17 protein-coding genes are annotated in these 24,903 nt (G+C 57.3%); 6 read left to right on the top strand and 11 right to left on the bottom strand.

The genetic code is table 11. The features are described 5' to 3' along the window. Nucleotide 1: 1 nt before the first annotated feature. Both ABEH87_RS19330 and ABEH87_RS19325 read right to left on the bottom strand, forming a co-directional pair. Nucleotides 2–739 (bottom strand): gluconate 2-dehydrogenase subunit 3 family protein, encoded by a 738-nt coding sequence (locus ABEH87_RS19330; RefSeq protein WP_346578745.1) that lies wholly within the window; start codon nt 737–739, stop codon nt 2–4. A gap of 266 nt (nt 740–1,005) precedes the next feature. After that, nucleotides 1,006–3,084, bottom strand: a complete 2,079-nt coding sequence (locus ABEH87_RS19325; RefSeq protein ID WP_346578743.1) for an EAL domain-containing protein — start codon at nt 3,082–3,084, stop codon at nt 1,006–1,008. Nucleotides 3,085–3,539: 455 nt separating this feature from the next. On the opposite strand from ABEH87_RS19325, the gene sbmA reads away from it, so the two are divergent. Beyond that, on the top strand, nt 3,540–4,748 hold the full coding sequence (sbmA, locus tag ABEH87_RS19320; RefSeq protein WP_346578742.1) for a peptide antibiotic transporter SbmA: 1,209 nt from the start codon (nt 3,540–3,542) through the stop codon (nt 4,746–4,748). Between the two features lie 502 nt (nt 4,749–5,250). On the opposite strand, the gene ABEH87_RS19315 is transcribed toward sbmA, so the two are convergent. Continuing rightward, nucleotides 5,251–6,903, bottom strand: a complete 1,653-nt coding sequence (locus ABEH87_RS19315) for a dihydroxyacetone kinase subunit DhaK (protein ID WP_346578740.1) — start codon at nt 6,901–6,903, stop codon at nt 5,251–5,253. A 584-nt stretch (nt 6,904–7,487) separates the two neighbouring features. Between ABEH87_RS19315 and leuA the strand changes: the two genes are divergently transcribed. Further along, complete coding sequence (leuA, locus tag ABEH87_RS19310) at nt 7,488–9,161, top strand: 2-isopropylmalate synthase (RefSeq protein WP_346578739.1); 1,674 nt, start codon at nt 7,488–7,490, stop codon at nt 9,159–9,161. Here the strand turns inward: leuA and ABEH87_RS19305 are convergent. The 3 genes from ABEH87_RS19305 to gltP form a co-directional block, all read right to left on the bottom strand. After that, nucleotides 9,143–9,907, bottom strand: coding sequence for a helix-turn-helix transcriptional regulator (locus ABEH87_RS19305; RefSeq protein WP_346578737.1), 765 nt, complete (start codon nt 9,905–9,907; stop codon nt 9,143–9,145). The two genes, leuA and ABEH87_RS19305, sit on opposite strands and share 19 nt — an antisense overlap. Before the next feature lie 234 nt (nt 9,908–10,141). After that, the gene (locus tag ABEH87_RS19300; protein WP_346578735.1) at nt 10,142–11,686 is read right to left on the bottom strand and encodes a methyl-accepting chemotaxis protein; all 1,545 of its coding nucleotides are present in this window, start codon (nt 11,684–11,686) and stop codon (nt 10,142–10,144) included. A gap of 253 nt (nt 11,687–11,939) precedes the next feature. After that, nucleotides 11,940–13,244, bottom strand: coding sequence for a glutamate/aspartate:proton symporter GltP (gene gltP, locus ABEH87_RS19295; protein ID WP_346578734.1), 1,305 nt, complete (start codon nt 13,242–13,244; stop codon nt 11,940–11,942). Between the two features lie 521 nt (nt 13,245–13,765). Here gltP and acs point away from each other — a divergent pair. From acs to ABEH87_RS19280, 3 genes are all read left to right on the top strand, one after another. Beyond that, on the top strand, nt 13,766–15,721 hold the full coding sequence (acs, locus tag ABEH87_RS19290; protein WP_346578732.1) for an acetate--CoA ligase: 1,956 nt from the start codon (nt 13,766–13,768) through the stop codon (nt 15,719–15,721). Nucleotides 15,722–15,883: 162 nt separating this feature from the next. Next, the gene (locus ABEH87_RS19285) at nt 15,884–16,195 is read left to right on the top strand and encodes a DUF485 domain-containing protein (RefSeq protein WP_346578730.1); all 312 of its coding nucleotides are present in this window, start codon (nt 15,884–15,886) and stop codon (nt 16,193–16,195) included. Beyond that, on the top strand, nt 16,192–17,850 hold the full coding sequence (locus tag ABEH87_RS19280) for a cation acetate symporter (RefSeq protein WP_346578728.1): 1,659 nt from the start codon (nt 16,192–16,194) through the stop codon (nt 17,848–17,850). Before ABEH87_RS19285 ends, ABEH87_RS19280 begins: the two co-directional genes overlap by 4 nt. Nucleotides 17,851–17,936: 86 nt before the next feature. On the opposite strand, the gene ABEH87_RS19275 is transcribed toward ABEH87_RS19280, so the two are convergent. The 3 genes from ABEH87_RS19275 to ABEH87_RS19265 all read right to left on the bottom strand — a co-directional run bounded on the left by ABEH87_RS19275 (nt 17,937) and on the right by ABEH87_RS19265 (nt 19,742). Further along, nucleotides 17,937–18,482, bottom strand: coding sequence for a YfaZ family outer membrane protein (locus ABEH87_RS19275; protein ID WP_346578726.1), 546 nt, complete (start codon nt 18,480–18,482; stop codon nt 17,937–17,939). Nucleotides 18,483–18,622: 140 nt separating this feature from the next. Further along, nucleotides 18,623–19,321, bottom strand: a complete 699-nt coding sequence (locus ABEH87_RS19270; RefSeq protein WP_346578724.1) for an LrgB family protein — start codon at nt 19,319–19,321, stop codon at nt 18,623–18,625. Further along, nucleotides 19,314–19,742, bottom strand: a complete 429-nt coding sequence (locus ABEH87_RS19265; RefSeq protein WP_346578722.1) for a CidA/LrgA family protein — start codon at nt 19,740–19,742, stop codon at nt 19,314–19,316. Before ABEH87_RS19265 ends, ABEH87_RS19270 begins: the two co-directional genes overlap by 8 nt. A 108-nt stretch (nt 19,743–19,850) precedes the next feature. On the opposite strand from ABEH87_RS19265, the gene ABEH87_RS19260 reads away from it, so the two are divergent. Beyond that, nucleotides 19,851–20,753 carry a LysR family transcriptional regulator gene (locus tag ABEH87_RS19260; RefSeq protein ID WP_346578721.1) on the top strand — a complete coding sequence of 301 codons (903 nt, stop codon included), beginning with the start codon at nt 19,851–19,853 and terminating at the stop codon, nt 20,751–20,753. Nucleotides 20,754–21,321: 568 nt separating this feature from the next. On the opposite strand, the gene ABEH87_RS19255 is transcribed toward ABEH87_RS19260, so the two are convergent. Together ABEH87_RS19255 and ABEH87_RS19250 are read right to left on the bottom strand one after the other, a co-directional pair. After that, on the bottom strand, nt 21,322–22,971 hold the full coding sequence (locus ABEH87_RS19255; RefSeq protein ID WP_346578719.1) for a Na+/H+ antiporter: 1,650 nt from the start codon (nt 22,969–22,971) through the stop codon (nt 21,322–21,324). A gap of 176 nt (nt 22,972–23,147) precedes the next feature. Continuing rightward, a complete protein-coding gene (locus ABEH87_RS19250; protein ID WP_346578717.1) occupies nt 23,148–24,497 on the bottom strand; it encodes an NCS2 family permease in 1,350 nt (449 codons plus the stop codon). Between the last annotated feature and the right edge of the window lie 406 nt (nt 24,498–24,903).

The raw sequence follows: 24,903 nt of genomic DNA, 5'->3' as shown, positions 1-24,903 counted from the left end.
ATTAGCTTCTTTCCCCGCGAATTGATACCGGCGGCAGCGTGTAGCGCTCGCCGCGTTCCACCCAGTCCATAAAGTCGGCGCGTGCGCCTGGGAAGTTGATCAGCTGCCAGCCGACCAGCCCCTGATTCCCGCCGTGGATCGGGTCACTGAAAAAGCCTTCGCGGGTGTTCTGTAACAGGAAGGAGAAAAAGGTTTTGGCCGGAACCTGGGGCAGCTCAACGCTGCCAGCTTCCAGCGCCTGTAGCAGCGTGTCCTGCTGTTCGCCGCTCAGCTGCGCAAAGACCTTGCCGTGCTGCTGTTTTGCCAGCGCGTCAGCATCGGCCAGGCCCAGGCGGTAGATATCGCGCGGCGTCAGCGGCAGCTGGTAGCCCAGCGCTTTGTCAGCATCCGGGTGGAACGGCCCCTGCATGTACCAGTTGCTGCCGGTGGCGTAAGGGGTGTTCATCTGACGGTCAATGTATTCGGGAACGCCCGCTTCCAGTGCGCCGGGGCCGCGTTCATCGGCCGGGATCAGGCGCGCCACGGCGGCCTGCAGAAACGCATACTCTTCCGGGGTAAACCAGGTGGGCTGGTAGTCACGCGCCTGTTGCGGACCGGTGGCCGCAGCCTCTTTCGCCACGGCGGGGGCGACGGCGGCCAGTGAACCCAGCCCGGCGGAGCCAATCGCCATCGCCGGGGCGAGGGTGATGGTTTTCAGCAGAAAATCCCTGCGTGTACTGCCTGTTTTTTGCTCTGACATGACATTGCCTTCTCAAGCGTTCGCGCGTGCGATCGCAAAAATGGGGGTCGGATGAATGCTTAAACACATTAAGTGTAGGGGTATTTTCATTATTCCGGTGATTTGGTGTCGTTATTGTTACCGGTAACAATGACACATACTTTAACAGCAACAGGTCAACAGCGTGAGGGGATAGAAACAAAAAGGCACAATTTCATTAACAATTTACGTGGCCACGGTGGGCGAGGCGTACCTCGCCCGTTCGGGACCTGTCCGGCCCGGAGAGATTAAAACGTCTGTAAACGACTTTCTGACGGCTGCGGGCGACCGAAATAGTAGCCCTGGAACAGCGTGCATCCTTCGGCTTTCAGACGTTCAAACTGCTCGTTGCTTTCCACCCCTTCGGCGGTGATCTGAATGTCCAGGCTGCGGCTCATACCGGTGATCGCGCGGATGATCGCCAGCGCTTCACGGCTGTCGTGCATATCGTTAATAAACGATTTGTCGATCTTGATCTTGTCGAACGGGAAAGAGCGCAGATAGCTGAGCGACGAATAGCCGGTGCCGAAGTCATCCAGCGCGATGCGCACGCCGAGCGCCTTGAGCTTCTGCAGGATATGGATATTCACCAGCGAATCATCCAGCAGCACGGACTCGGTGATTTCCACTTCCAGGCGATGCGGTGCCAGGCCGGAGTCCTTCAGGGCCGCTTCTACCACCGACACCAGGGCGCTGTTTTTAAACTGTAAAGGCGACAGGTTCACCGCCACGCTCTGGTCGCCCGGCCAGGTGGCCGCTTCACGGCAGGCCTCGTGCAGTGCATAGGCGCCCAGGCTGTGGATCAGTCCGGTCTCTTCTGCGATGGGGATAAAGTCCAGCGGCATGATTAACCCTTTCTGCGGGTGCTGCCAGCGCATCAGCGCTTCATAGCCGATGACCTCCCGGTGTTGATGGTCGGTGATCGGCTGATAATAGAGCTTCAGCTGGCGGCTGGTGATCGCCTCGCGCAGGTCGTTTTCAATTACGCGGCGCTTCTGCGCCATATCGCTCATTGCCGGGGTGAAGTGTTCATAGCGGTTACGTCCGTTACGCTTGGCTTCGTACAGTGCCATATCCGCACAGCGCAGCAGCTCGTCCGGCGTGGTCATGCCGCTGTCAGCGATGGCAATCCCCACGCTCAGACCCACGGACAAATTGTGCCCATCCACGCTGAACGGGGGGCGAATGGTTTCGATCAGGCGGCTGGCGACCGCTTCCGCTTCCTGCTGGTGCGTCAGCCCCGGCAGCACGATCGAGAACTCATCGCCGCCGCTGCGGGCCAGCGTATCCTGGTCACGCAGCACCGCGCGCAGGCGAACCGCCACCGATCGCAGCAGCTCGTCTCCGACCTGATGGCCGAGCGCATCGTTAACATTTTTAAAATTATCCAGGTCGAGACCCAGCGTCGCCGTCTTGCGCCGTGCATCACGGTCTTCACGCAGCGCCTGGGTCAGACGCTGGCTGAACAGTACGCGGTTGGGCAGGCTGGTCAGATTATCGTGATGCGCCATATGATGAATCTGAGCATCTGCTGCCCGTTGGTCGGTGACGTCATCGGCAATCAGCAGCACGTAGTTATGATGTTCATCATTGCCGCGAATGATCGACGCACTGGCACTGATGATCCGCTCGCCGCACGGCGTGGCCAGCAGCCGTTCGTTACGCTGCATCCCCTCTTTACGCTGCGCGGCGTCCGATAGCTGCATAAAATATTCGCCCATCGCCGCCGTCATGCACTCTGGCGCACGTTTGCCGATAAAATCACGCTGCGTACCGCCCAGCAGCTTTTCCGCCTTACTGTTGATCAGCAGGATCTCACGCGACACCACATCTTCAACGATCACGCAGGAAGGGATATTGGCAATGATGGTGTCGAGGAATGTCGACAGTGACGCCGTTTGTTCACTGTTCTGTTCGGCCAGATCTTTGGCACGCAGGATCTGCTGTTCGTACTCGCGCACTTCGGTGCAGTCGCGGGTGATTTTGGCGTAGCCGATCAGCTGACCATCGTCATTGCGGATCGCGTCGATCATCACGTGCGCCCAGAAGGCGCTGCCGTCTTTACGATAGCGCCAGCCTTTGGTCTCATAGCGGCCGGTGTCGCAGGCGATCTGTAAACCGCGCTGCGGTACGCCTTTGTGACGATCTTCTTCACTGTAGAAACAGCTAAAATTCTTCCCGACGATCTCCGCAGGCAAATAGCCCTTGGCGCGCTGTGCCCCTGGGTTCCAGTTAGCGACGGTTCCGTCAGGCGTCAGCATATAGATCGCATAATCGACCACGCTCTGTACCAGCAGTCGGTACATAACATCAGAGTTTTCATTCATTATTATTTCGCCTGAACGCTGGCGGTGACTTTCCCCGTAATGGGAAATACTGTCAGCGCTGCAATACGCCGTTAGCTGGCGCAATATAACCCGCTCCCGCTGCCCCGGAGGCAGCAGGATTCCTGTCTTTCTGTGTGCTTAAACCACACGGGTATAAACCGAAAACATCAGTCAATTCAAGCAATTTCAATCTATTCACAGCAGTTCATTGATCCTTACAGTCTTTGATCAAAAAACAATCAGGATAAATTTTTAACCGTAAACGCGATGCAGGGTGGCATTAAAGGAAATTTCTCCCTTTCGCTTCCATAAAATAAAGGTTACCCCCCAATTAACGGCATAAATAACCACAGGAAAGCGTGGTTAACGGTGACGGACATTAATAGATACAACCGTAATGAGATTACTCACAGCTAATCGCGGTATAAACAGCGAACATTGACTGTGGAGTACGTATGTTTAAATCTTTTTTCCCCAGGCCGGGGCTGTTTTTCACCAGCGTGGTGGTCTGGAGCCTGCTGGCGGTAATGTTCTGGTTTGGCTATGCCAACAGTAAATTAGCTCAGCTGATAGTCCATTTTTCCTGGTTCTCTCCCGGCGCGTTGCCGAACAATGCTCTGCGGTTTATCTCTCCCGGTGAGCTGGGCTTTTACAGCTATTATCTGCTGGCAACGCTGTTGTTTGCCGGCTTCTGGTTTGTCTTCAGCCCGCATCCGTGGCAGCGCTGGTCGATACTGGGCAGTGCGCTGATCATCTTTGTCACCTGGTTTTCCGTGCAGGTGGGCGTGGCGATCAACAGCTGGTATGAACCGTTCTACGACCTGATACAAAAGGCGATGACGCATCCCAATACGATTCAGATCTCATCGTTTTATCACCAGATTTACGGCTTCCTCAGCATTGCGATGATTGCTGTGGTGATTGACGTGCTGAATCTGTTTTTTATCAGTCACTATGTGTTCCGCTGGCGCACGGCGATGAACAACTACTATATGGCGCACTGGCAGCGTCTGCGCCATATTGAGGGGGCCGCGCAGCGCGTGCAGGAAGACACCATGCGCTTTGCCTCCACGCTGGAGGATATGGGCGTCCGGCTGATTGCCGCCGTGATGACACTGATCGCCTTTTTGCCCGTGCTGGTGGTGCTGTCAGCACATGTGAAAACCGTGCCAATTCTGGGCAGCGTTCCCTATGCGCTGGTAATTGCCGCCGTCGTGTGGTCACTGCTGGGTACCGGGATGCTGGCGGTGGTGGGGATTAAACTGCCGGGGCTGTCGTTTCGTAATCAGCGGGTGGAAGCCGCCTACCGTAAAGAGCTGGTCTACGGTGAAGATGATGCTCAGCGTGCCAGCCCGCCGCAGGTGCGTGAGCTGTTCTTCAACGTGCGTAAGAACTATTTCCGCCTCTATTTTCACTATCTCTATTTTAATATTGCGCGTATTTTCTACCTGCAGCTGGATGCCGTCTTTAGTATCTTTGTGCTGTTTCCGTCGATTGTTACCGGGGCTATCACCCTCGGTCTGCTGACGCAGATCACCAACGTCTTTGACCAGGTGCGCGGCGCGTTCCAGTATCTGATTAATTCCTGGACCACGCTGGTTGAACTGATGTCGATCTACAAACGTCTGCGCAGCTTCGAGCAGGCGCTGGATGTTGCGGGCTGACCAAAAAAGAAGGTCAGCCCCTACGGGGAAATGCAGATACGTAGGGGCCGACCTTTTTTTCCGGTCGCCCCATGACGATACGCAGATACGTAGGTGGCGACCTTTTTTTCCGGTCGCCCCATGACGATACGCAAATACGTAGGGGGCGACCTTTTTTTCCGGTCGCCCCGTGACGGTACGCAGATACGTAGGGGCCGGCCTTTTTTTCCGGTCGCCCCGTGCCGGTACGCAGATACGTAGGGGCCGACCTTTTTTTCCGGTCGCCCCATGACGATACGCAGATACGTAGGGGGCGACCTTTTTTTCCGGTCGCCCCGTGCCGGTACGCAGATACGTAGGGGGCGACCTTTTTTTCCGGTCGCCCCATGACGATACGCAGATACGCAGGGGGCGACCTTTTTTTCCGGTTGCCCCGTGCCGGTACACAGATACGTAGGGGGCGACCTTTTTTTCCGGTCGCCCCTGATTTCCACCGGTCGTCATCCAGACGCGTTTCCCGCCTTTACGCCCGGTGGCCAGCCGCCAGCGCGGCGAACACCTTCTCTACCGCACAGGCACCCGGATCTTTCACCCCGTCCAGGCTCTCCTGATTAAGATAAGAGGAGCGCCCGGCACGTGCGCTGCGCATGGTGCAGGTGCTTTCGGCCCCCTGTCTGGCCGCCGCGGCTACCGCGGCCAGATCTTCACCGTTCAGCAACGCGGCAAAGGCAGGATGCAGCGCATCAATCATCGTGCGATCCCCGACCTGTGCCCCACCGTAATGCTGCATACGCTCCAGGCCTGTGCTCAGCGCCTGTGCCAGCGATGCCCCCTGAGTCAGCTGCTGTCCGGCAGCGGTAAACATAATCGACATCAGCACGCCGCTGGAGCCGCCCATTACGGTCGCCAGCTTCTCCCCCACCACCGTCAGCAGCGCATCCGGCTGGTTGAGCGGCAGCTGCTGCGCTTCGCTGGCCTCCAGCACGCTGCGCGCACCGGCTGCAAAGGTGGAGCCGGTATCGCCATCGCCCACTTTGGCATCCAGCTGGTTCAGTTCGCTCTCCAGGTCCATCAGCGTCTGACACAGCGTTTTAAGCGTCGCCGCCACCGTCGGGTTAGCGGAAGGCGTAAAGGTCTGCTGCTGCGCCGCGCGTTTCGCCTCAACCTCGGTGACCGCTACCGGCGGGATGGCGTTCGCCCAGCCGCTGGTTTCCACCGGGGCCAGCAGCGCAGTTTCAAGTTCATCATCGAGCTGCATTATCGACAGCGAGAAACCTTTCATATCCAGCGCGCTGACCAGCGTTGCCGGGCCAATCAGTAACTTCACCTGTTTGCCCAGCGCCGAATGCAGGGTTTCCCGCGTCAGAAGCGCCATCTCCAGCGCTGAAAATCCGCCCAGATTATTGACCATCAGCGCCAGCGAACGGCCTGTACTTTTCGCACAGAGCCGCTGCACCAGCGCTGTCACAATCTCGCGGCTGTTCTGTGTATTCAGCGTTGAAGCCCCCGGTTCCCCGTGGATCCCCATGCCGAGTTCGCTGCCTCCCTGCGGTACACGGCGATCGTCTCGCGCTTCGCCAGGGACGTGGCAGGTCGTAAACGCCAGCCCGATGGAGGCGGTCGCCTCACCGGCCCGCTGCGCCAGAGCGGTCACCTGCTCCAGCGACTGCCCCTGTTCGGCAGCATAGCCTGCCACTTTATGCACCATCGCCGTCCCCGCAATGCCGCGCGGCTGTGGATTGTCCGGCAGCGCAATGTCGTCACGCACCATCACCATCGCGACCCGGTAGCCGAGCTGTTTGGCTTTTTCCGCCGCCAGACCGAAGTTCAGGCGGTCACCGGTGTAGTTTTTGACGATCAGCAGGCAGCCCGCCTCTCCGGTGACATTAATAATCGCATGCAGGACGGCATCCACGCTGGGCGAGGCGAAGATATCGCCGCACACGGCCGCCGTCAGCATGCCTTTACCGACAAAGCCAATGTGCGCAGGTTCATGGCCCGATCCCCCACCGGAGATCAGCGCAACGCGTGATTTATCCCAGTCGTTACGCACGATGACGCGCATCTGCGGCCCCAGCGCAAGGCGGGAAAGATTCGCGTGAGGAGAGCTGAGCAGGATCCCCTCGATCGCCTCGTTCACCACATTCTGCTTCTGATTCATAAAGAACTGACTCATGACAACTCCTCATCCATAGGTGAATAATTGTTACCCTTTCGCATATTAATAAAACCTTAACAGAGCAACATTGTTACTGCATCTCTATTTACAGGTTCAGGTAAAATATTGACTATCGGATTACACGTTCAACTAATTACAGCCAGAAAAAATTATAAGACAATGAAATTTAAGTATTATTTATCAATGTAATATTTAAATACATATTAACCGTTCCAAAAAATGCTAAATGAAATTGCAGTATCAATCACAATTTGCTATTAATTTAATTGTAAAAGTAAAAAGGTAACTTTATGATTACCTGTGGCTGATAAAGCCGTAAAAATAGAACAGCCACTTGCTTTTACACAATCAAACGGTGCTTAGCAAGAGACGCTTTTTTTCCTTTTTTTAGCGTTCTCTGCTACCCGTGCAGTACGTAAGACCAACGCCAACACCAGGGCGGTAAAAGGAGCAGAACTTCCATTCTGCTCCTTTTTTTTCATCTTCTGCTGTCACTTTTTCACCTCAGGTTGTCAGTTTTGCGCCAGCCAGGGGCACGGGCACCCGTCAGAATAACGGCTCACCTCACAAGGAGCCTGACCATGCTGCAACAACCTGCCGACAAATATCATCCTTTCCCGCCCGTGCAGTTAACCGACCGCCAGTGGCCCGGCCGCACGCTAAGCCAGGCACCGCGCTGGCTCTCTACCGATCTGCGTGACGGCAACCAGTCGCTGGCGGAACCGATGGATGCCGCGCGTAAGAAACAGTTCTGGCAGCTGCTGTTGCAGTGTGGATTTAAAGAGATTGAAGTGGCGTTCCCCTCGGCTTCACAGACCGATTTTAATTTTGTGCGCGAGCTGATTGAAGAGCGCATGATCCCCGATGACGTCACCATTCAGGTACTGACTCAGGCGCGCAGCGACCTGATTGACCGCACGTTTGTCGCGCTGGAAGGCGCACACAGCGCCTGCGTGCATCTGTATAACGCCACCGCGCCGGTGTTTCGTCGCCTGGTGTTCCGCCAGAGCAGAGAGCAGATTATCGAACTGGCGGTCAACGCCACCCGGCTGATCCGCCAGCGCTGCGAAGAGCAGCCGCAAACTCGCTGGACCTTCGAATATTCACCGGAAACCTTCTGCTTTACCGAAGCCGATTTTGCACTGGAGATCTGTGAAGCGGTGGCAGCCGTCTGGCAGCCCTGCGCTGCCCGACCGATGATTATCAACCTGCCGGCCACCGTTGAGGTCAGTACGCCGAACGTCTATGCCGATCAGATTGAATACTTCTGCCGCCGCTTCTCACAGCGCGCGCAGGTGTGTATCAGCGTACATCCGCACAACGATCGCGGCACCGGAATTGCCGCTGCCGAACTGGCGCTGCTGGCCGGGGCAGACCGCGTGGAAGGCTGCCTGTTTGGCAACGGTGAACGCACCGGTAACGTCGATCTGGTGACCATGGCGCTTAACTTTTACACCCAGGGGATTGATCCCCGGCTCAACTTCAGCCAGATGAAGCAGGTGGTGGATGTGGTAGTGCAGTGCAACCAGCTGCCGGTGCATCCGCGCCATCCTTACGCCGGAGAGCTGGTGTTTACCGCGTTCTCCGGTTCCCATCAGGATGCGATTAAAAAAGGCTTTGCCGCACGTCAGCAGCAGGAAGACAGCCGCTGGGAAGTGCCCTATTTGCCGCTCGACCCGGCGGATATCGGCTGTAGTTATGAAGCGGTCATCCGCGTGAACAGCCAGTCCGGGAAGAGCGGTGCGGCGTGGATGATCGAGCAAAATCACGGCCTGAGCCTGCCGCGCACGCTGCAGCAGGACTTCAGTCAGCAGGTGCAGCAGGTGGCCGATCGCGAAAACCGGGAGATGACGCAGGCGGCTATCTGGCAGCTGTTCCGCCGGGTTTACGGCATTGAAGCGCCTCAGTTACAGCTGGGCGAGTACCGCAGCGAGAGTGACAGCCAGGGCCAGTTACGCTTTGATGCGGGTATCCGCCAGGGGGAGCAGCACCACAGCATCAGCGGACGGGGGAACGGCCTGCTGTCGGCAGCGGCGGATGCGCTGCGTCAGACACTGGACGTGTCGTTTACCATTCAGGACTATCACGAACACACGCTCGGCCAGCGCAGCGACAGCCGCTCCGTCACCTATCTGCGCTGTATTTTTCCCGGCAACCACAGCGCCTGGGGCGTGGGCATCGACAGCGATGTGTCACGCGCCTCGTTGCAGGCGCTGCTGAATGCCGTTGCCCAGGCTCAGCCGGGCGGGAAATAGTCGCTGGGCGCAACGCCGAGAATACGGCGGAACATGGCGCTGAAGGCACTCTGGCTTTCATAGCCCAGCTCCAGCGAGACCGTCAGCACCGACTCCCCGCGGGCAAGGCGCGTCAGGGCTTCCATCAGCCGGGCGCGCCGCACCCAGTCGCTGAACTGCAATCCGGTTTCCTGATAAAAACGCCGCGCCAGCGTGCGGCTGCTGACGTTGATGCGCCGGGCGCTGTTTTCCAGCGTCCAGCTCTCACCCGGCGCCGCGCGCAGCGCCTGGCAGAGCCCCAGCAGCGCCTCGCTTTGCGGTTCTGGCAGGCTGAAGGGAAGTTCGGCCATTACGCGGATTTCATCGAGGATCAGCTCATAAATCCGCTCGGCGCGGCTGGCAGGCGCATAGGCTTCCGGCAGGTCAAGGGCAGTAACGATCAGTTCGCGCAGCAGCGGGGATATCTGCACCACCTGGCAACTGGCAGGCAGATCGGCGCGCGCCAGCGGATCGACAAACAGCGTGCGCGCCGCCACCTCTCCGGTCATCTGCAGGGCATGTTTCATCCCGGCAGGCAGCCAGACGCCGCGCCCCGGTGGCACAATCCAGTGTCCCAGCGGCGTTTCAACCCGCACCACCCCGGTCAGCGTATGGACCAGCTGTGCGCAGTTGTGATGATGCAGGGGTTCGACGTCGCCGTGATGATAGTCATGCGCATAGGGGACCAGCGGGCGATGAGCAAAGGAGAAATCGAGAATGGCTGACATGGGATTCTCGTGGATTGACGGAGAACCAGCATAGCAAATATCCGGCACGGGGCGACCGGAAAAAAAGGTCGCCCCCTACATATCGATGGTGCAAACATCCGGCACGGGGCGACCGGAAAAAAGGTCGCCCCCTACATATGGACGGTGCAAATATCCGGCACGGGCATCCCTGCAATGCACCTCTGTCCTGTAGTGGCTGACCTTTTTTTTCGGTCAGCCTGCAGTTTCCCGCGGTTAGCGGAATACGCTGATCGCTTCAACCAGCCGCGTGGCCTGGCGCGTCATGCGCCCGGACGCCTGCGCGCCCTCTTCCACCTTCGCGGCGTTCTGGTGGGTTATATTGTCCAGATCCTCTACCGCCAGGCTGACCTCACCGAGGGCCGTTGCCTGTTCGGCAGTCGCCGCACTGATCTGGGCAATCAGCGAGGTCACGTTCTGCACCTGGGAAACAATGCCCTCCATCGTTTTGCCTGCGTCATTAACATGCAACGTACCGGATTTCACTTTGTCGGCGCTGCTTTCCACCAGTGCTTTGATTTCGCTGGCCGCTTTGGCGCTGCGCTGCGCCAGGCTGCGCACTTCACCGGCGACCACGGCAAAACCTTTACCCTGCTCACCGGCGCGGGCCGCTTCCACCGCAGCATTCAGCGCCAGGATGTTGGTCTGGAAGGCAATCCCGTCGATAACGCTGGTAATATTGGCTATTTGCTTCGAACTTTCGGTAATTTCTGCCATCATCTTGACCATATCGGTCATCGCCTCGCCGCCCTGCAGCGCAGCACTGCTGGTGCTGACCGACAGGCTTTTCACCTCGGCAGCAGTTTCCGTATTGCTCTTCACCGTGGCCGTCATTTCATTCATGGTCGCAGCGGTTTGCTGGACGTTCGCCGCAGCCTGTTCGGTACGACGGCTCAGCTCGCTGTTGCTCTGCGCAATCGCATCACTGGCGCTGAGCACATTAATCGCCTGACCGCTGACATCATCCACCAGCCAGCGGAACATCAGCCCCAGCTGACCAATCGCCCGCAGCGTGGTGCCGACCTCATCTACCCGGTCCATCTGCTCGACTTTATGATCGGCCCCGGTCGCCACGCGCAGCGCCTGCTGGCAGACCCGTTCGATCGGCCGGGAGATCTGCATCTCCAGCCAGGCCGAGGCCAGCAGCAGCAGCAGCGCCATACCCGCAGCAAACATGCCCAGTGCGCCGTGGCTCAGCCCCAGCGCCCAGACACCCAGCGTGGCCAGCGGTAACAGCGCCAGCAGCGCGCTGCGAATGCGCCAGCGCAGCGGCAGGGTTTTGAACAGGGAACGCCAGCTCATCAGCCCGGTACGTACAATCAACCCTTTATGAAAACGCTTGCCCTTGGCCTTACCGCTGCGGAAATCCTGATACAGCCGTTCGGTAGCGCGGACCTCCTGCTGGCTCGGTTTGGTGCGTACCGACATATAGCCCTGTACGTTGCCATTACGCACAACCGGGATGGCGTTAGCGCGCACCCAGTAGTGGTCACCGTCTTTACGGCGGTTTTTCACCAGCGCCGTCCAGGGCTCGCCTTTTTTCAGCGTGGCCCACATGTCGGCAAAGGCTTCCGGCGGCATATCCGGATGGCGCACCATATTATGAGGCTGGCCGCTAATCTCCTCCGGCGTGAAGCCGCTGACCTCCATAAAGGCATCGTTGGCATAGGTGATATAGCTGTTGGTATCGGTAGTAGACATCAGTGTGGCGTCATCGCCAAACACATACTCTTGCTGTGTAACGGGCAAATTATTGCGCATGAGTTAAATCCTTTAATGGATCAACGGGAGTTGGACCAGGAAAAATTAGTAACGTTTTTTTATATTTTCGGCGCGAAATAGCGGATCTTTAGCCGGGCTTTTGCGAATTCCGTGATCGGGGCTGCAAAGCAGGTAACATTCAAAACAATCCAATACGCAGCAAATTTTTATTAATCTGTGAGGCAGGAGACAGACTTTGACGGGGGAGAATGACGGGGGAATGGGCTGGCGATCGCTCACCAGCCCAGAGGACTTATCTGCCCGCAGGCTGTGCTTTTAACTCTGCCTCATAGGCGAGAGCCTGTTTAGCGTCGAACTGGTCTTCCCATTTGGCAATCACCAGCACCGCCAGTGCATTGCCGACCACGTTCAGCGCGGTACGCGCCATGTCGAGGATGCGGTCAACGCCGGCAATAAAGGCCAGACCTTCCAGCGGGATGCCAACGCTGCCCAGCGTCGCCAGCAGCACCACGAAGGAGACGCCCGGCACCCCGGCAATGCCTTTCGAGGTCACCATCAGCGTCAGTACCAGCACGATCTCCTGGCCCAGCGACAGGTCAATACCGTACAGCTGAGCGATAAAGATCGCAGCAATACTCTGGTACAGCGTCGAACCATCAAGGTTAAACGAGTAACCGGTCGGTACCACAAAGCTGGTGATCGCCTTCGGTGCGCCGTAGGCTTCCATCTTCTCCATAATCCGCGGCAGCACGGTTTCGGAGCTGGCAGTGGAGTAAGAGAGGATCAGTTCATCCTTGAGGATGCGGATAAGCGTCGTAATACGCAGCTTACAGAAGCGTGCCACGCCGCCCAGCACCACCAGGGCAAAGAAGGCGATGGCGGCATACACCAGCACCACCAGCTTGGCCAGCGGCCACAGCGAGGCGAAGCCGAAGTTCGCCACGGTCACGGAGATCAGTGCAAACACCCCGATCGGCGCATAGCGCATGATCATGTTAGTGACTTTGAACATCGCTTCCGACGTTGAGCGGAACACCTTCACCAGCGGATCGCGGTGTTCCGACGGCAGAGAGGAGAGGCCGAGGCCAAACAGCACCGAGAAGAAGATAATCGGCAGCATGTCACCTTTGGCAATTGCCGCAAAAATATTCTGCGGGATCAATGACAGGATGGTAGTGACCAGGCTGTGAGGCTGACCCTGAACCTGCGCCGTTGTCGCTTCATACTTAGAGATGTCCACCGTTGCCAGCGTCGACATATCAATGCCGGAGCCGGGTTGAAACACGTTCGCCAGAGTAATACCTGTCACAATGGCAATGGTGGTAATCACTTCAAAATAGACGATGGTTTTAACACCGATACGCCCGAGTTTTTTGGCATCCCCCACACCGGCAATACCGACAATCAGGGTGGAAATAACGATAGGTACAACAATCATTTTGATCAGGTGGATAAAGATATCCCCCGCCGGACTGAGAACATTGGCGACTAACCATTCACGATTCTCCGGCTGGTTATGCAATATCGCACCCGCGATGATCCCCAGAACCAACGCAATCAAAATTTGCCAGGCAAGGCTGAATTTTATGGCTTTCATAACGTGTATTTTTCCTTAACAAAACCTGCTTCCGCGTACTGCTTGCGGAGTGAATAACACTCAAGGGAGGCTGACCGGGATCGGGCAATTCGCAGGTAATGGATGGTTGAACCCTGTTTTACAGGCGCGTAATCAGTACCATTTTCACCCCCCGAAATGCAACCCTACGCGAGATGTGGCTACTTTAACCTCCAGCCACAGGATAAAGCGCTGCTTTACCCGTGTTAAAATAACTCTTTGTAATAGTTAGAAATATCTCTACCTGCCTCAGCATAGCTATGCAAAAAAACTCACTTTCCCTCAGAAACAAAATGGTCTATGTGCGCTTTTTTTGCGCGGTAATACATGCGTTTTTCAACGATTATTACGATTTATTCCTATCTTTAAAGCAGGAGTCACACCCCAATCCATCACATTCGGTTATGACGTGATCTGCCGCCCAAAAAGAAAACAAAGCCAAACCAATATCTTCACTTAACCTTTGATTGACATATTATTAACAATCTTCAAGGAGGCCAGCTATGAGCCAATCACATACGTACCCGGTTCCCGCGAATATTGCGGAAAATACCCTGATCAATGCTCAGCAGTACCAGTCGATGTATCAGCAGTCGGTGCAGGACCCTGAAGCATTCTGGGGTGAGCAAGGCAAAATCCTGGACTGGATTAAGCCCTACACCACGGTAAAGAACACCTCTTTTGCCCCAGGTAACATCTCGATTCGCTGGTTTGAGGACGGCACGCTCAACCTGGCAGCCAACTGCCTTGACCGTCACCTGCAAACGCGCGGCGACCATCCGGCGATTATCTGGGAAGGCGATGACAGCAGCGAAAGCAAAACCATCACCTATCGTGAACTGCACCGTGACGTCTGCCGCTTTGCCAATACGTTAAAAGAGCTGGGCATTAATAAAGGCGATGTGGTGGCTATCTATATGCCAATGGTGCCGGAAGCCGCCGTGGCGATGCTGGCCTGCGCCCGGATTGGCGCCGTGCATTCGGTGATCTTCGGTGGATTCTCACCTGAAGCGGTGGCAGGACGCATTATTGACTGTAACGCCCGTCTGGTGATCACCGCCGATGAGGGGATACGCGCGGGCCGTGCTATCCCGCTGAAGAAAAATGTCGACGATGCGCTGAACAACCCGAATGTTACCAGCGTCGGCAACGTCGTGGTATTCAGGCGTACCGGCAAGGACGTGGGCTGGAACAGCGAGCGCGACCTGTGGTGGCACGAGCTGGTGAATAAAGCCAGCGCTCACCACCAGCCGGAAGAGGTGAACGCGGAAGATCCGCTGTTTATCCTTTATACCTCCGGTTCGACCGGCAAACCGAAGGGCGTCCTGCACACCACCGGCGGATACCTGGTCTATGCCGCCACCACTTTTAAATACGTCTTTGACTATCACCCGGACGATATCTACTGGTGTACCGCCGATGTCGGCTGGGTCACTGGCCACAGCTATCTGCTGTACGGCCCGCTGGCCTGCGGAGCCACCACCCTGCTGTTTGAAGGGGTGCCGAACTGGCCAAAACCAAGCCGCATGGCAGAAGTGGTTGATAAGCATAAGGTCACGATCCTCTACACCGCCCCGACCGCCGTGCGTGCGCTGATGGCCGAAGGGGATAAAGCGATTGAAGGGACTCACCGTTCCACCCTGCGTATTCTCGGATCCGTCGGCGAGCCGATTAACCCGGAAGCCTGGGAGTGGTTCCATAAGAAAATCGGCAACGGTAAATGCCCGATCTCTGACACCTGGTGGCAGACGGAAACCGGTGGCTTTATGATCGCTCCCCTGCCCGGTGCCACGGCGTTAAAACCCGGATCGGCCACCAACCCGTTCTTTGGCGTACAGCCTGCGCTGGTCGATAACGAAGGCAATGCGCTGGAGGGGGCCACCGAGGGTAATCTGGTGATTGTTGACTCCTGGCCTGGCCAGGCGCGTACGCTGTTTGGCGATCATGACCGCTTTGAACAGACCTACTTCTCCACCTTTAAAAATATGTACTTCAGCGGTGACGGCGCGCGCCGTGATGAAGATGGCTATTACTGGATCACCGGACGTGTCGATGACGTACTGAACGTCTCCGGTCACCGTCTCGGCACGGCGGAAATTGAATCTGCACTGGTTTCTCATCCAAAAATCGCTGAAGCCGCGGTCGTCGGTATTCCGCACGGGCTGAAGGGCCAGGCGATTTATGCCTACATCACGCTGAACAGCGGGGAAGATCCATCGCCGGAGCTGTACACCGAAGTGCGTAACTGGGTGCGTAAAGAAATTGGCCCGATTGCCACGCCGGACGTCCTGCACTGGACCGACTCCTTACCGAAAACCCGTTCCGGTAAAATTATGCGCCGCATTCTGCGCAAAATTGCCGCCGGTGATACCAGCAATCTCGGAGATACGTCCACCCTCGCCGATCCTGGCGTGGTCGAGAAATTACTCGAAGAGAAACAGTCGATTAAAATGCCATAATCTGATGGGGGCATCAGTGCCCCCGTCACTCTCTTAAATAAAACATCTTTCTCATTTAATTATCAGTACCAGGAAATTATAAAAATTATATTTCACATTTCCCCAAAATAACTGGAGTTTCATCTTCAGACATTCAGGGGGAATACCTCTGGAGATGCTGCAATGAATGATGTCCTTTATCAAAGAATAGAAAAGAGCGCTCGCTTTAAAGAGCTGGTGAGAAAACGCCAGAGCTTTGCCACCCTCCTCTCCGTTATTATGCTGGTGCTGTATGTCGGCTTTATCCTGCTGATCGCTTTCGCTCCCGCCTGGCTTGGAACGCCGCTTTATGAGGGGACGAACGTGACGCGCGGTATTCCGATTGGTGTTGGCTTAATTGTGGTTTCCTTCCTGCTGACCGGTATTTACGTCTGGCGTGCTAACGGTGAATTCGACCGCCTGACCCGCGAACTGCTGAATGAGGTGAAAGGATGAAATCACGCCATCTGTTATTTGCCTTTGCGGCCATGATCCCGTGCGGGGTGCTGGCTGCCGATGCGATCGGCGGTGCCGTCGAGCGCCAGCCTACCAACGTTGAAGCGATTATCATGTTCCTGATTTTCGTCGCCTTTACGTTGGGGATCACCTACTGGGCGTCAAAACGCACCCGTTCACGCAGCGACTACTACACGGCCGGCGGTAATATTACCGGCTTCCAGAACGGCCTGGCGATGGCCGGGGACTTTATGTCTGCCGCCTCGTTCCTGGGGATTTCCGCGCTGGTGTACACCTCCGGCTACGACGGGCTGATCTACTCGCTTGGCTTCCTGGTCGGCTGGCCCATCATCCTGTTTCTGATTGCTGAACGTCTGCGCAACCTCGGCCGCTACACCTTTGCCGATGTGGCCTCCTATCGCCTGAAGCAGAAACCAATCCGCACCCTTTCCGCCTGCGGTTCTCTGGTGGTTGTGGCGCTGTACCTGATTGCGCAGATGGTCGGCGCGGGCAAGCTGATCCAGCTGCTGTTCGGCCTGGACTATCACGTTGCGGTGGTGCTGGTCGGTATTCTGATGGTGATGTACGTTCTGTTTGGCGGCATGCTGGCCACCACCTGGGTACAGATTATTAAAGCCGTGCTGCTGCTGTTTGGCGCCAGCTTTATGGCAATTATGGTGATGAAGACCGTCGGTTTCAGCTTCAACACGCTGTTTACCGAAGCGATGAAGGTCCACCCGAAAGGGATTGCGATTATGAGCCCAGGCGGGCTGGTACATGATCCGATTTCAGCGCTGTCGCTGGGGCTGGGGCTGATGTTCGGTACTGCCGGGTTACCGCATATTCTGATGCGCTTCTTCACCGTCAGCGATGCCCGCGAAGCGCGTAAAAGCGTGTTCTGGGCGACCGGCTTTATGGGTTACTTCTACTTCCTGACCTTTATTATCGGTTTTGGTGCCATTCTGCTGGTCGGGGCCAACCCGGCGTTCAAAGACGCCACCGGTGCGCTGATTGGCGGTAATAATATGGCGGCGGTGCATCTGGCCGATGCGGTTGGCGGCAGCCTGTTCCTCGGCTTTATCTCTGCCGTGGCCTTCGCCACCATTCTGGCGGTGGTTGCCGGTCTGACGCTGGCGGGTGCTTCTGCGGTATCTCACGACCTGTATGCCAGCGTGTTCCGCAAGGGTCAGGCCAGCGAGAAAGATGAACTGCGGGTGTCGAAAATTACCGTGGTGCTGCTGGGTATCGTAGCGATCCTGCTGGGGATTATGTTCGAGAAACAGAACATCGCCTTTATGGTCGGGCTGGCGTTCTCGATTGCCGCCAGCTGTAACTTCCCGATTATTTTACTGTCGATGTACTGGTCGAAACTAACCACGCGCGGAGCGATGATTGGCGGCTGGCTGGGTCTGCTGACGGCGGTGCTGCTGATGATCCTCGGTCCGACGGTCTGGGTACAGGTGCTGGGGAATGCAAAAGCGGTGTTCCCGTATGAGTACCCGGCGCTGTTCTCGATGCTGGCGGCATTTATCGGGACCTGGCTGTTCTCCGTGACCGATAGTTCCGCGTCCGGTGCTGAGGAGCGTCAGCGCTTCCAGGCGCAGTTTGTGCGTTCACAAACCGGGATTGGGATTGAGGGAGGGAAAGGGCATTAATTGATGCATTGAAAAGGGCCGACCAGAAAAGTGGTCGGCCCCTGGAACGACCTCACAGGGGCGGACCCTTTGGTCCGCCCGCGCTGTCAGAAATGAACAGCAGCACCCACGTATGGACCATCAGCGACGACGTTATCTTTACGGCCATCTTTGCCGTTCAGTGCCATATATTTGTAGCCCACGCTCACATCGACCAGGGAAACTGGCTGGAAGCTGACGCCCGCAGAGGCTTCCTGATAGTTGTCGATATGGCTGGAGAACGAATCCGGCGACCAGAAGTATTCACCGTAAACGTTGAACATGTTTGTTACCGGCACTTTCACGCCGCCACCGATTGCCACACCGTAGCCATCTTTGGTGTCTTTCGGGTTAGTTGACATCGCTTTAACGGTTGGAGACAGGAACACATCACCGACTGCCACGTTGTAGCCCAGACCCAGGCTTTCTACATTGCCATCGTGATCGCTGCGCAGCCAGTCACCTGAAAGTGCAAAACCAGGGGTATTAGTACCCAGGCCTACGTGTACGTCTGTGTAATCTTTGCCCACATTCACGCCACCTTCGATAGCCTGAGCAGAGCCTGCCAGCGCCAGCAGCGCCAGTGCGCCGGTTGTCATTGCCACTCTTTTCATTTTTTTCTCCTGATTAAATTTTACTCACGCCGAAATGCGGCGGCGGTGCAGAGTAAACCAAGAGAATTAAGATTTATATGAGAAAGAAAGCAATTAATAAGAATTTGAGTAACATTACAAAACAGCGCCCGGCGCGCCTCTCAGGCTACGGTCCACATAATATGTCCAATCGCGGGCGCGATCACCACGGTCACCACCCCGGACAGCATCATCACTAAACTGGAAACCACGCCCTCCTGCTGCCCCAGCTCATAGGCCCGTGCGGTTCCTGCCCCGTGCGATGCCGCACCGAACCCGGCCCCTTTAGCAAGACCCTGCCTGATGGCCAGGCGCAGAAACAGCAGGTCGCCAACCGCCATGCCAAATACCCCGGTGATCACCACAAACAGGGCCACCAGGTCCGGCTGCCCGCCCAGCTGTTTCGCCGCCGCCAGCGCAAACGGCGTGGTAATGGAGCGCACCGCCAGACTGCGCTGGATGGTTTCTGGCAGGGCCAGCAGGCGCGCCAGCCACACCGAGCTGCACACGGCGACCGTCGTGGCGGTGATCACCCCGGCGCTGAGAGAGAGCCAGTGGCGGCGAATAATCGCCATGTTTTCGTACACCGGCACCGCAAAGGCCAGCGTGGCCGGACCGAGCAGCCACAGCAGCCAGCGGCTTTCTCCGATATAGTCCTGCCAGGAGATATGCGCGACCAGCAGCAAAGCCACCAGCACCATTGGCGTCATGACCAGCGGCATCAGCAGCAGACGGTGCCAGCGGCGATAGAGACGTTTATTCAGGAAATAGACCATCAGCGTGGCGAGCAGACAGCCGATACTCAGAACAAAATCACTCATCTTTTTTTCCCTGCTGACGCTGCGCCAGCCAGATCTCAAAGCGGTAGACCCGCTCCACCACCAGCGAGGTGGCGGCCAGCACCAGCAGCGTACTGAGGCCGATCACCAGCAGAATGCGCCAGCCCTCAACCCGCAGCAGATCGCCGTAGTTGACCACCGCCACCACCGCCGGAACAAAAAATAGCAGCATTTCCGCCAGCAGCCAGCTGGCCCCCGCCCTGACCCAGCCGAGCGGCATCACCCGCAGCATAATCATCGCCAGCAGCAGCAGCATGCCGACAATATTGGCCGGGAGCGGCAGATGTAGCCAGTTCACCAGCTGCTCCGATGCCAGAAACAGTCCAACATAAAGCGCCACCTGTAGCGGAACCTGAGCCCGCTGCCGCCAGGCCAAACCCTGTGGACGTAATGCCCATGCCATGCTGTTTTCCCCTTTGGTGAATGTTTTTATGGGAAAGATTATAAAGCGGTAACGAAGGGTGAAAAAAATGACTTAATATTATCCAAACTATGCCAGACAGGAATGATTATGGATGTTCGCGCCCTGCGCTATTTTGTGGAAGTGGTTCGCCAGCAGAGCTTCACCCGTGCCGCCGAGCAGCTGTACGTCACGCAGCCGACCATCAGCAAGATGCTGCGTCAGCTGGAAGATGAGCTGGGCTGTACGCTGTTGATCCGCGAGGGGCGCAAGCTGCATCTGACGGATACGGGTCAGGCGGTCTATCAGCGCGGACTGACTATTTTGCAGGAATTTAAGCAGCTGGAAGCCGAAATCAGCGACATCAACGAGCTGAAAACCGGCGAGCTGCGGCTGGGCATTCCACCGATGGTGGGTATGCAGATCGCCGGTTCCATTTCGGCCTTTCGTCAGCGCTATCCCGGTGTGGAACTGAAAATATCGGAGTTTGGCGGTCTGACCGTGCAGCAGGCCGTGCTGTCGGGTAGCCTGGATATTGCGATGACCGCCCTGCCGGTGGCCGATGACCTGCCGCTCAACTCGCTGGCGCTGATGAGCCATCCGCTCTGCGTGCTGGTGCCGCGCACCGATGCCTGGCTGCGCCGCAGCCATATGCCGATCAGTGAGCTGGCCGGGCATCCGATTTTGATCTACAACGAGGAGTTTTCCCTTAATCGCCAGTTGATGCGGGCGTTTCAGGCCAGTGGATTTACGCCGCAGATTGCGGTACGCAGCGGGCAGTGGGATTTTCTGGCGGCCATGGTGCAGGCGGGCATGGGCATCGCCATCCTGCCGGAACCTATCTGTCAGCGGCTGGATAAGAGCCAGCTGCTGTGGTTGCCGCTGGAGTCAGAGCTGGTGTGGAAGCTGGGGCTGATCTGGCGGGAAGGCAGTTATCTGTCGCGCAGCGCCCAGGCGTGGATTACCTGCTGCCGCGAGTTCTGGCCGGGCGAAACACCGCGCATCTCGCTGTAATCGGTCTGACGTGGGGGTCGACCTTCTTTTCGGTCGACCCGCCGGGGGAAACCTGCTGCCGCGAGTTCTGGCCGGGCGAAACACCGCGCATCTCGCTGTCACCGATCTGACGTAGGGGTCGACCTTCTTTTTCGGTCGACCCGCCGGGGCCAGTCATCGGCGCGGGGGAAATATAACGATGGTGCAAACCTGCGGGACGGGGCGACCGGAAAAGAAGGTCGCCCCCTACGCGGGAAATATAACGCCGGGGGAAACCTGCGGCACCGGGCGACCGGAAAAAGGGTCGCCCCCCCACGGGGGAAATGTAATGCCGGGGGAAACCTGCCGCACCGGGCGAAACACCGCGCATTTCGCTGTCACCGATCTGACGTAGGGGTCGACCTTCTTTATTGGTCGACCCGCAGGGGGAAATATAACGCTGGGGGAAACCTGCTGCACGGGGCGACCGGAAAAAAAGTCGCCCCCTACGGGGGAAATATAACGCCGGGGGAAACGTAACGCCGGGGAAACCTGCTGCACGGGGCGACCGGAAAAAAAGGTCGCCCCCTACGAGAATAACCGCGCGCGGTTATTCTTCCTTTTCAATCAACAGGGTTTCCAGCAGGTCGAGATCGTGCAGGAGCTTCTGCATGGTTTCATTGCTGATTTTTTGCGTGGCGCGCAGGTGATACAGCTCGGCACGCTCCGAACGCAGCGCGCTCAGACGGAAACGACGCTCCAGGTTTTCCGCAAACAGCGCCCGCTCCAGATCGTCTTTACCGTCCACACGGCGACGCAGATTGCCAATCACGCGTGAACTGACCTCTTTGATCAGCTCAGGGTCAATGTTCTCTTCCGTATCATTGGTAAGACGCTCTTCCATTTTGTACAGGCTTTCAATCGCCGTACCAGCCATCACGGCACGTGCCATCTGCAGCTCGCGACGGTGCACCGTTTTATCCACCCCTTCGACGCCGCGCAGCAGCAGCGGCAGCATCACCACCCCCACCAGCAGTGAGAACAGAATCACCCCGGTGGCGAGGAACACCAGCTCATAGCGCGCCGGGAAGTCGTTGCCGTTGCTCAGCAGCAGCGGAATGGAAAGGACACCGGCCAGCGTAATCGCCCCGCGCACCCCGGCAAAGGAAGCGATCAGCAGCTCGCGCGTTGAGTAGCTGGAAAACTCCATCGGACGCTTCTTTAAGGCGGTGCGGCTGATAAAGCGCATGGTCCACAGCCAGCCGAAACGCACAATCATCAGCGCCAGATAGATCAGTACCACCGAGGCAAACAGCACCCACAGCTCAACGTTCGGATCGGCATCGGCCTGGCGCACGGAGATTTCCAGAATGCCCGGCAGTTGCAGGCCCAGCATCAGGAACACCATGCCGTTAAACACAAATTCCAGCATCTGCCAGACGCTGTTAGCACGCAGGCGCATCGCCAGCGGGGCCTGGCGAATAATGCCAGAGCGCGAGATAGTCATGCCGGCCGCGACCGCCGCAAGGATACCGGACACGCCGATATGCTCAGCAATCAGGTAAGACGCAAACGGCAGCAGCAGCAGCAGCACGGTCTGGGTCGCCGGGTCATCCCCGCTCCAGCGGCTGAACAGGCGCAGTGACTTGCCGTACAGCCAGCAGATGGCGATACCCGCCAGCAGCCCCCCCACCGCGACTTTGAGGAACTCCAGCGAGGCACCGGAGACGGTAAATACCATCGTCCCCATCGCCACGGCCACGGCGAACTTCAACGATACCAGACCCGACGCATCATTCATCAGGGCTTCGCCCTGCAGGATCGCCATGATTTTTTTCGGGATGCGCCCTTCCCCGACGATGCCGGACAGCGCCACGGCATCGGTCGGTGACAGCACCGCCGCCAGCGCAAACGCAGACAGCAGCGGAATGCCGGGCACCAGCCAGTAAATCAGGTAGCCGATCCCGACGACGGTGATCAGCACCAGCACCAGCGCCAGACCAAGGATCTCGCGCCCGTGATGCAGAAACTCACTGGTCGGGGTTTTCCAGCCGTCCGCAAACAGCAGCGGCGGGATAAACAGGACTAAAAACAGCTCCGGGTCAAAATCAACGTGCAGGCCAAAGGTCGGCCACGCCAGCAGCGCCCCCATGGCGATTTGGACCAGCGGCAGAGGAATTTGAAAGGGAATGATACGTGCTGCGACGCCCGACAACGACACAACCAGCGTCAAAATAAGAATGGTGAAGAAGATTTCCATGCGTTCCTTTTTATATGTCTTCCGAATGGCTTAGAACAGTAACGGGCACAGGAATTTGTAGACCCTGAAGGATAGTAAAGCAAATTAGGAAAGTGTTTAAAAACAGGATGTGCTTTAACAGGAGAAATTCAGTGACATCTGAAGGTGGGGCCAGAAATTCTGGCCCCGAAACAGCATTAAATCGCCCAGCCGCAGGCATAGAAAGCGACCAGCGCCACCGCAATAAGTACCGTGCCAACGTTCAGCTTGCGCCATTCCCCGGCGAAGATACGGCCAATCACCAGCGAGCCAAAACCGAGCATGATACCGGTGACGATGTTACAGGTCAGGACGATAAATACCGCCGCCAGCAGGCCAGACATCGCATCCACGAAGTCGCTGAAGTCAATTTTTGACACATTGCTCAGCATCAGCAGGCCAACGTACATCAGCGCGGGTGCGGTCGCGTAGCCCGGTACCAGGTACGCCAGCGGCGACAGGAACAGGATCATCAGGAACAGAATGCCGACCACAATCGCCGTCAGGCCGGTTTTACCGCCCGCCGCCGTCCCGGCCGCAGACTCGATGTACACCGCCGCAGGGGCTGCGCCCACCAGCCCGGAGAAGATGCTGCTCAGTGAATCGCTGGTCAGTGCCTTACCGCCGTTGATGATCTGGTTGTCTTTATCCAGCAGGTTGGCCTGACCGGCCACCGCACGGATGGTGCCCGTCGCATCGAATACGGCGGTCATAACCAGCGCCAGCACGCTTGGCAGCACGGCGGGTTTTAATGCGCCGAGAATATCCAGGCTGAACAGCAGCGAATTGCCCTGCGCGTCGCTCAGGCTTGGCATGGCGAACAGCCCCTGATAGCTCACCGCCGGGTCAAAAATCAGGCCGATCACCGAGATGGTAATAATGGTCAGCAGAATACCGCCCGGCACGCGCAGTTTCTCAAGGCCGAAGATCACCGCCAGGCCCAGCAGCGTCATCACCACCGGGAAGGAGGGGAAATGACCCAGCGCAACCGGCAGACCCGGTCCCGGATTTTTTACCACCAGGCCAACGCCGTCTGCGGCAATCAGCAGCAGGAACAGGCCGATACCCACGCCGGTGCCGTGCGCCACGCCCATCGGCAGGTTACGCAGGATCCAGGAGCGAATACCGGTGGCTGAAATCAGCGTGAACAGAATCCCCATCAGGAACACCGCGCCCAGCGCAACCGGCACGCTGATCTGCTGGCCGAGCACCAGACTGAAGGCGGTGAACGCCGTCAGTGAAATGGCACAGCCGATTGCCATCGGCAGGTTTGCCCACAGCCCCATCAGCAGTGAACCAAACCCGGCGACCAGACAGGTGGCAACAAACACCGCCGTTGGAGGGAAACCTGCTTTACCCAGCATTGAGGGCACCACGATCACGGAATAGACCATGGCAAGGAAGGTCGTCAGACCCGCCAGGATTTCCTGACGCACGCTGCTACCGCGCGCAGAAATTTTGAACCAGGCGTCTAAAGAGCCGCTGGCAGGTTGAGAAGGCGTCGACATCGTAATCCCCTGAAATTTCTTATGAGTTATCGCTGCATGGACCCGCTGCATCCCAGCGGTAGCCAACGTTTGCATCCCTGACGCCATATTCGCGGTTGAAAAAACCTCAACGTGAGGCACCGACCGGATAAAGGCAAACGTTTACCATTCCACGCAAAAAACGTGCTATTGCCATGCTAATACTCTGAATACTTCAGCGCGCAGAAAGGCGGTAAGCCTGAGACCACCGACCGCACCTGAGCACTATGTGACCAGGAAGAGCCAGTGCCGCTAACGTAGGTGCGCCCTGAAGTGTGACAAGTATCTTAACGCAAACGATTATCCGGTGTTTAACGGTGCATATTCAACACCTGTTAAGCGGATCTCAGCAAAATTGTAGCGGGGAGAGCTCCTGCATCGTCATAGT

This window comes from Erwinia sp. Eh17-17, assembly GCF_039675725.1.
In the GTDB taxonomy this organism is placed as follows: Bacteria; Pseudomonadota; Gammaproteobacteria; order Enterobacterales; family Enterobacteriaceae; genus Erwinia.
The sequence above is the reverse complement of the archived record's forward strand: the minus strand, read 5'-3'. Positions and strand labels throughout refer to the sequence as shown.

What these genes read in the sequence shown, in the direction of transcription:
- ABEH87_RS19330 (WP_346578745.1), bottom strand. Translation starts at nt 739, where the DNA reads ATGTCAGAGCAAAAAACAGGCAGTACACGCAGGGATTTTCTGCTGAAA.
- ABEH87_RS19325 (WP_346578743.1), bottom strand. Translation starts at nt 3,084, where the DNA reads ATGAATGAAAACTCTGATGTTATGTACCGACTGCTGGTACAGAGCGTG.
- sbmA (WP_346578742.1), top strand. Translation starts at nt 3,540, where the DNA reads ATGTTTAAATCTTTTTTCCCCAGGCCGGGGCTGTTTTTCACCAGCGTG.
- ABEH87_RS19315 (WP_346578740.1), bottom strand. Translation starts at nt 6,903, where the DNA reads ATGAGTCAGTTCTTTATGAATCAGAAGCAGAATGTGGTGAACGAGGCG.
- leuA (WP_346578739.1), top strand. Translation starts at nt 7,488, where the DNA reads ATGCTGCAACAACCTGCCGACAAATATCATCCTTTCCCGCCCGTGCAG.
- ABEH87_RS19305 (WP_346578737.1), bottom strand. Translation starts at nt 9,907, where the DNA reads ATGTCAGCCATTCTCGATTTCTCCTTTGCTCATCGCCCGCTGGTCCCC.
- ABEH87_RS19300 (WP_346578735.1), bottom strand. Translation starts at nt 11,686, where the DNA reads ATGCGCAATAATTTGCCCGTTACACAGCAAGAGTATGTGTTTGGCGAT.
- gltP (WP_346578734.1), bottom strand. Translation starts at nt 13,244, where the DNA reads ATGAAAGCCATAAAATTCAGCCTTGCCTGGCAAATTTTGATTGCGTTG.
- acs (WP_346578732.1), top strand. Translation starts at nt 13,766, where the DNA reads ATGAGCCAATCACATACGTACCCGGTTCCCGCGAATATTGCGGAAAAT.
- ABEH87_RS19285 (WP_346578730.1), top strand. Translation starts at nt 15,884, where the DNA reads ATGAATGATGTCCTTTATCAAAGAATAGAAAAGAGCGCTCGCTTTAAA.
- ABEH87_RS19280 (WP_346578728.1), top strand. Translation starts at nt 16,192, where the DNA reads ATGAAATCACGCCATCTGTTATTTGCCTTTGCGGCCATGATCCCGTGC.
- ABEH87_RS19275 (WP_346578726.1), bottom strand. Translation starts at nt 18,482, where the DNA reads ATGAAAAGAGTGGCAATGACAACCGGCGCACTGGCGCTGCTGGCGCTG.
- ABEH87_RS19270 (WP_346578724.1), bottom strand. Translation starts at nt 19,321, where the DNA reads ATGAGTGATTTTGTTCTGAGTATCGGCTGTCTGCTCGCCACGCTGATG.
- ABEH87_RS19265 (WP_346578722.1), bottom strand. Translation starts at nt 19,742, where the DNA reads ATGGCATGGGCATTACGTCCACAGGGTTTGGCCTGGCGGCAGCGGGCT.
- ABEH87_RS19260 (WP_346578721.1), top strand. Translation starts at nt 19,851, where the DNA reads ATGGATGTTCGCGCCCTGCGCTATTTTGTGGAAGTGGTTCGCCAGCAG.
- ABEH87_RS19255 (WP_346578719.1), bottom strand. Translation starts at nt 22,971, where the DNA reads ATGGAAATCTTCTTCACCATTCTTATTTTGACGCTGGTTGTGTCGTTG.
- ABEH87_RS19250 (WP_346578717.1), bottom strand. Translation starts at nt 24,497, where the DNA reads ATGTCGACGCCTTCTCAACCTGCCAGCGGCTCTTTAGACGCCTGGTTC.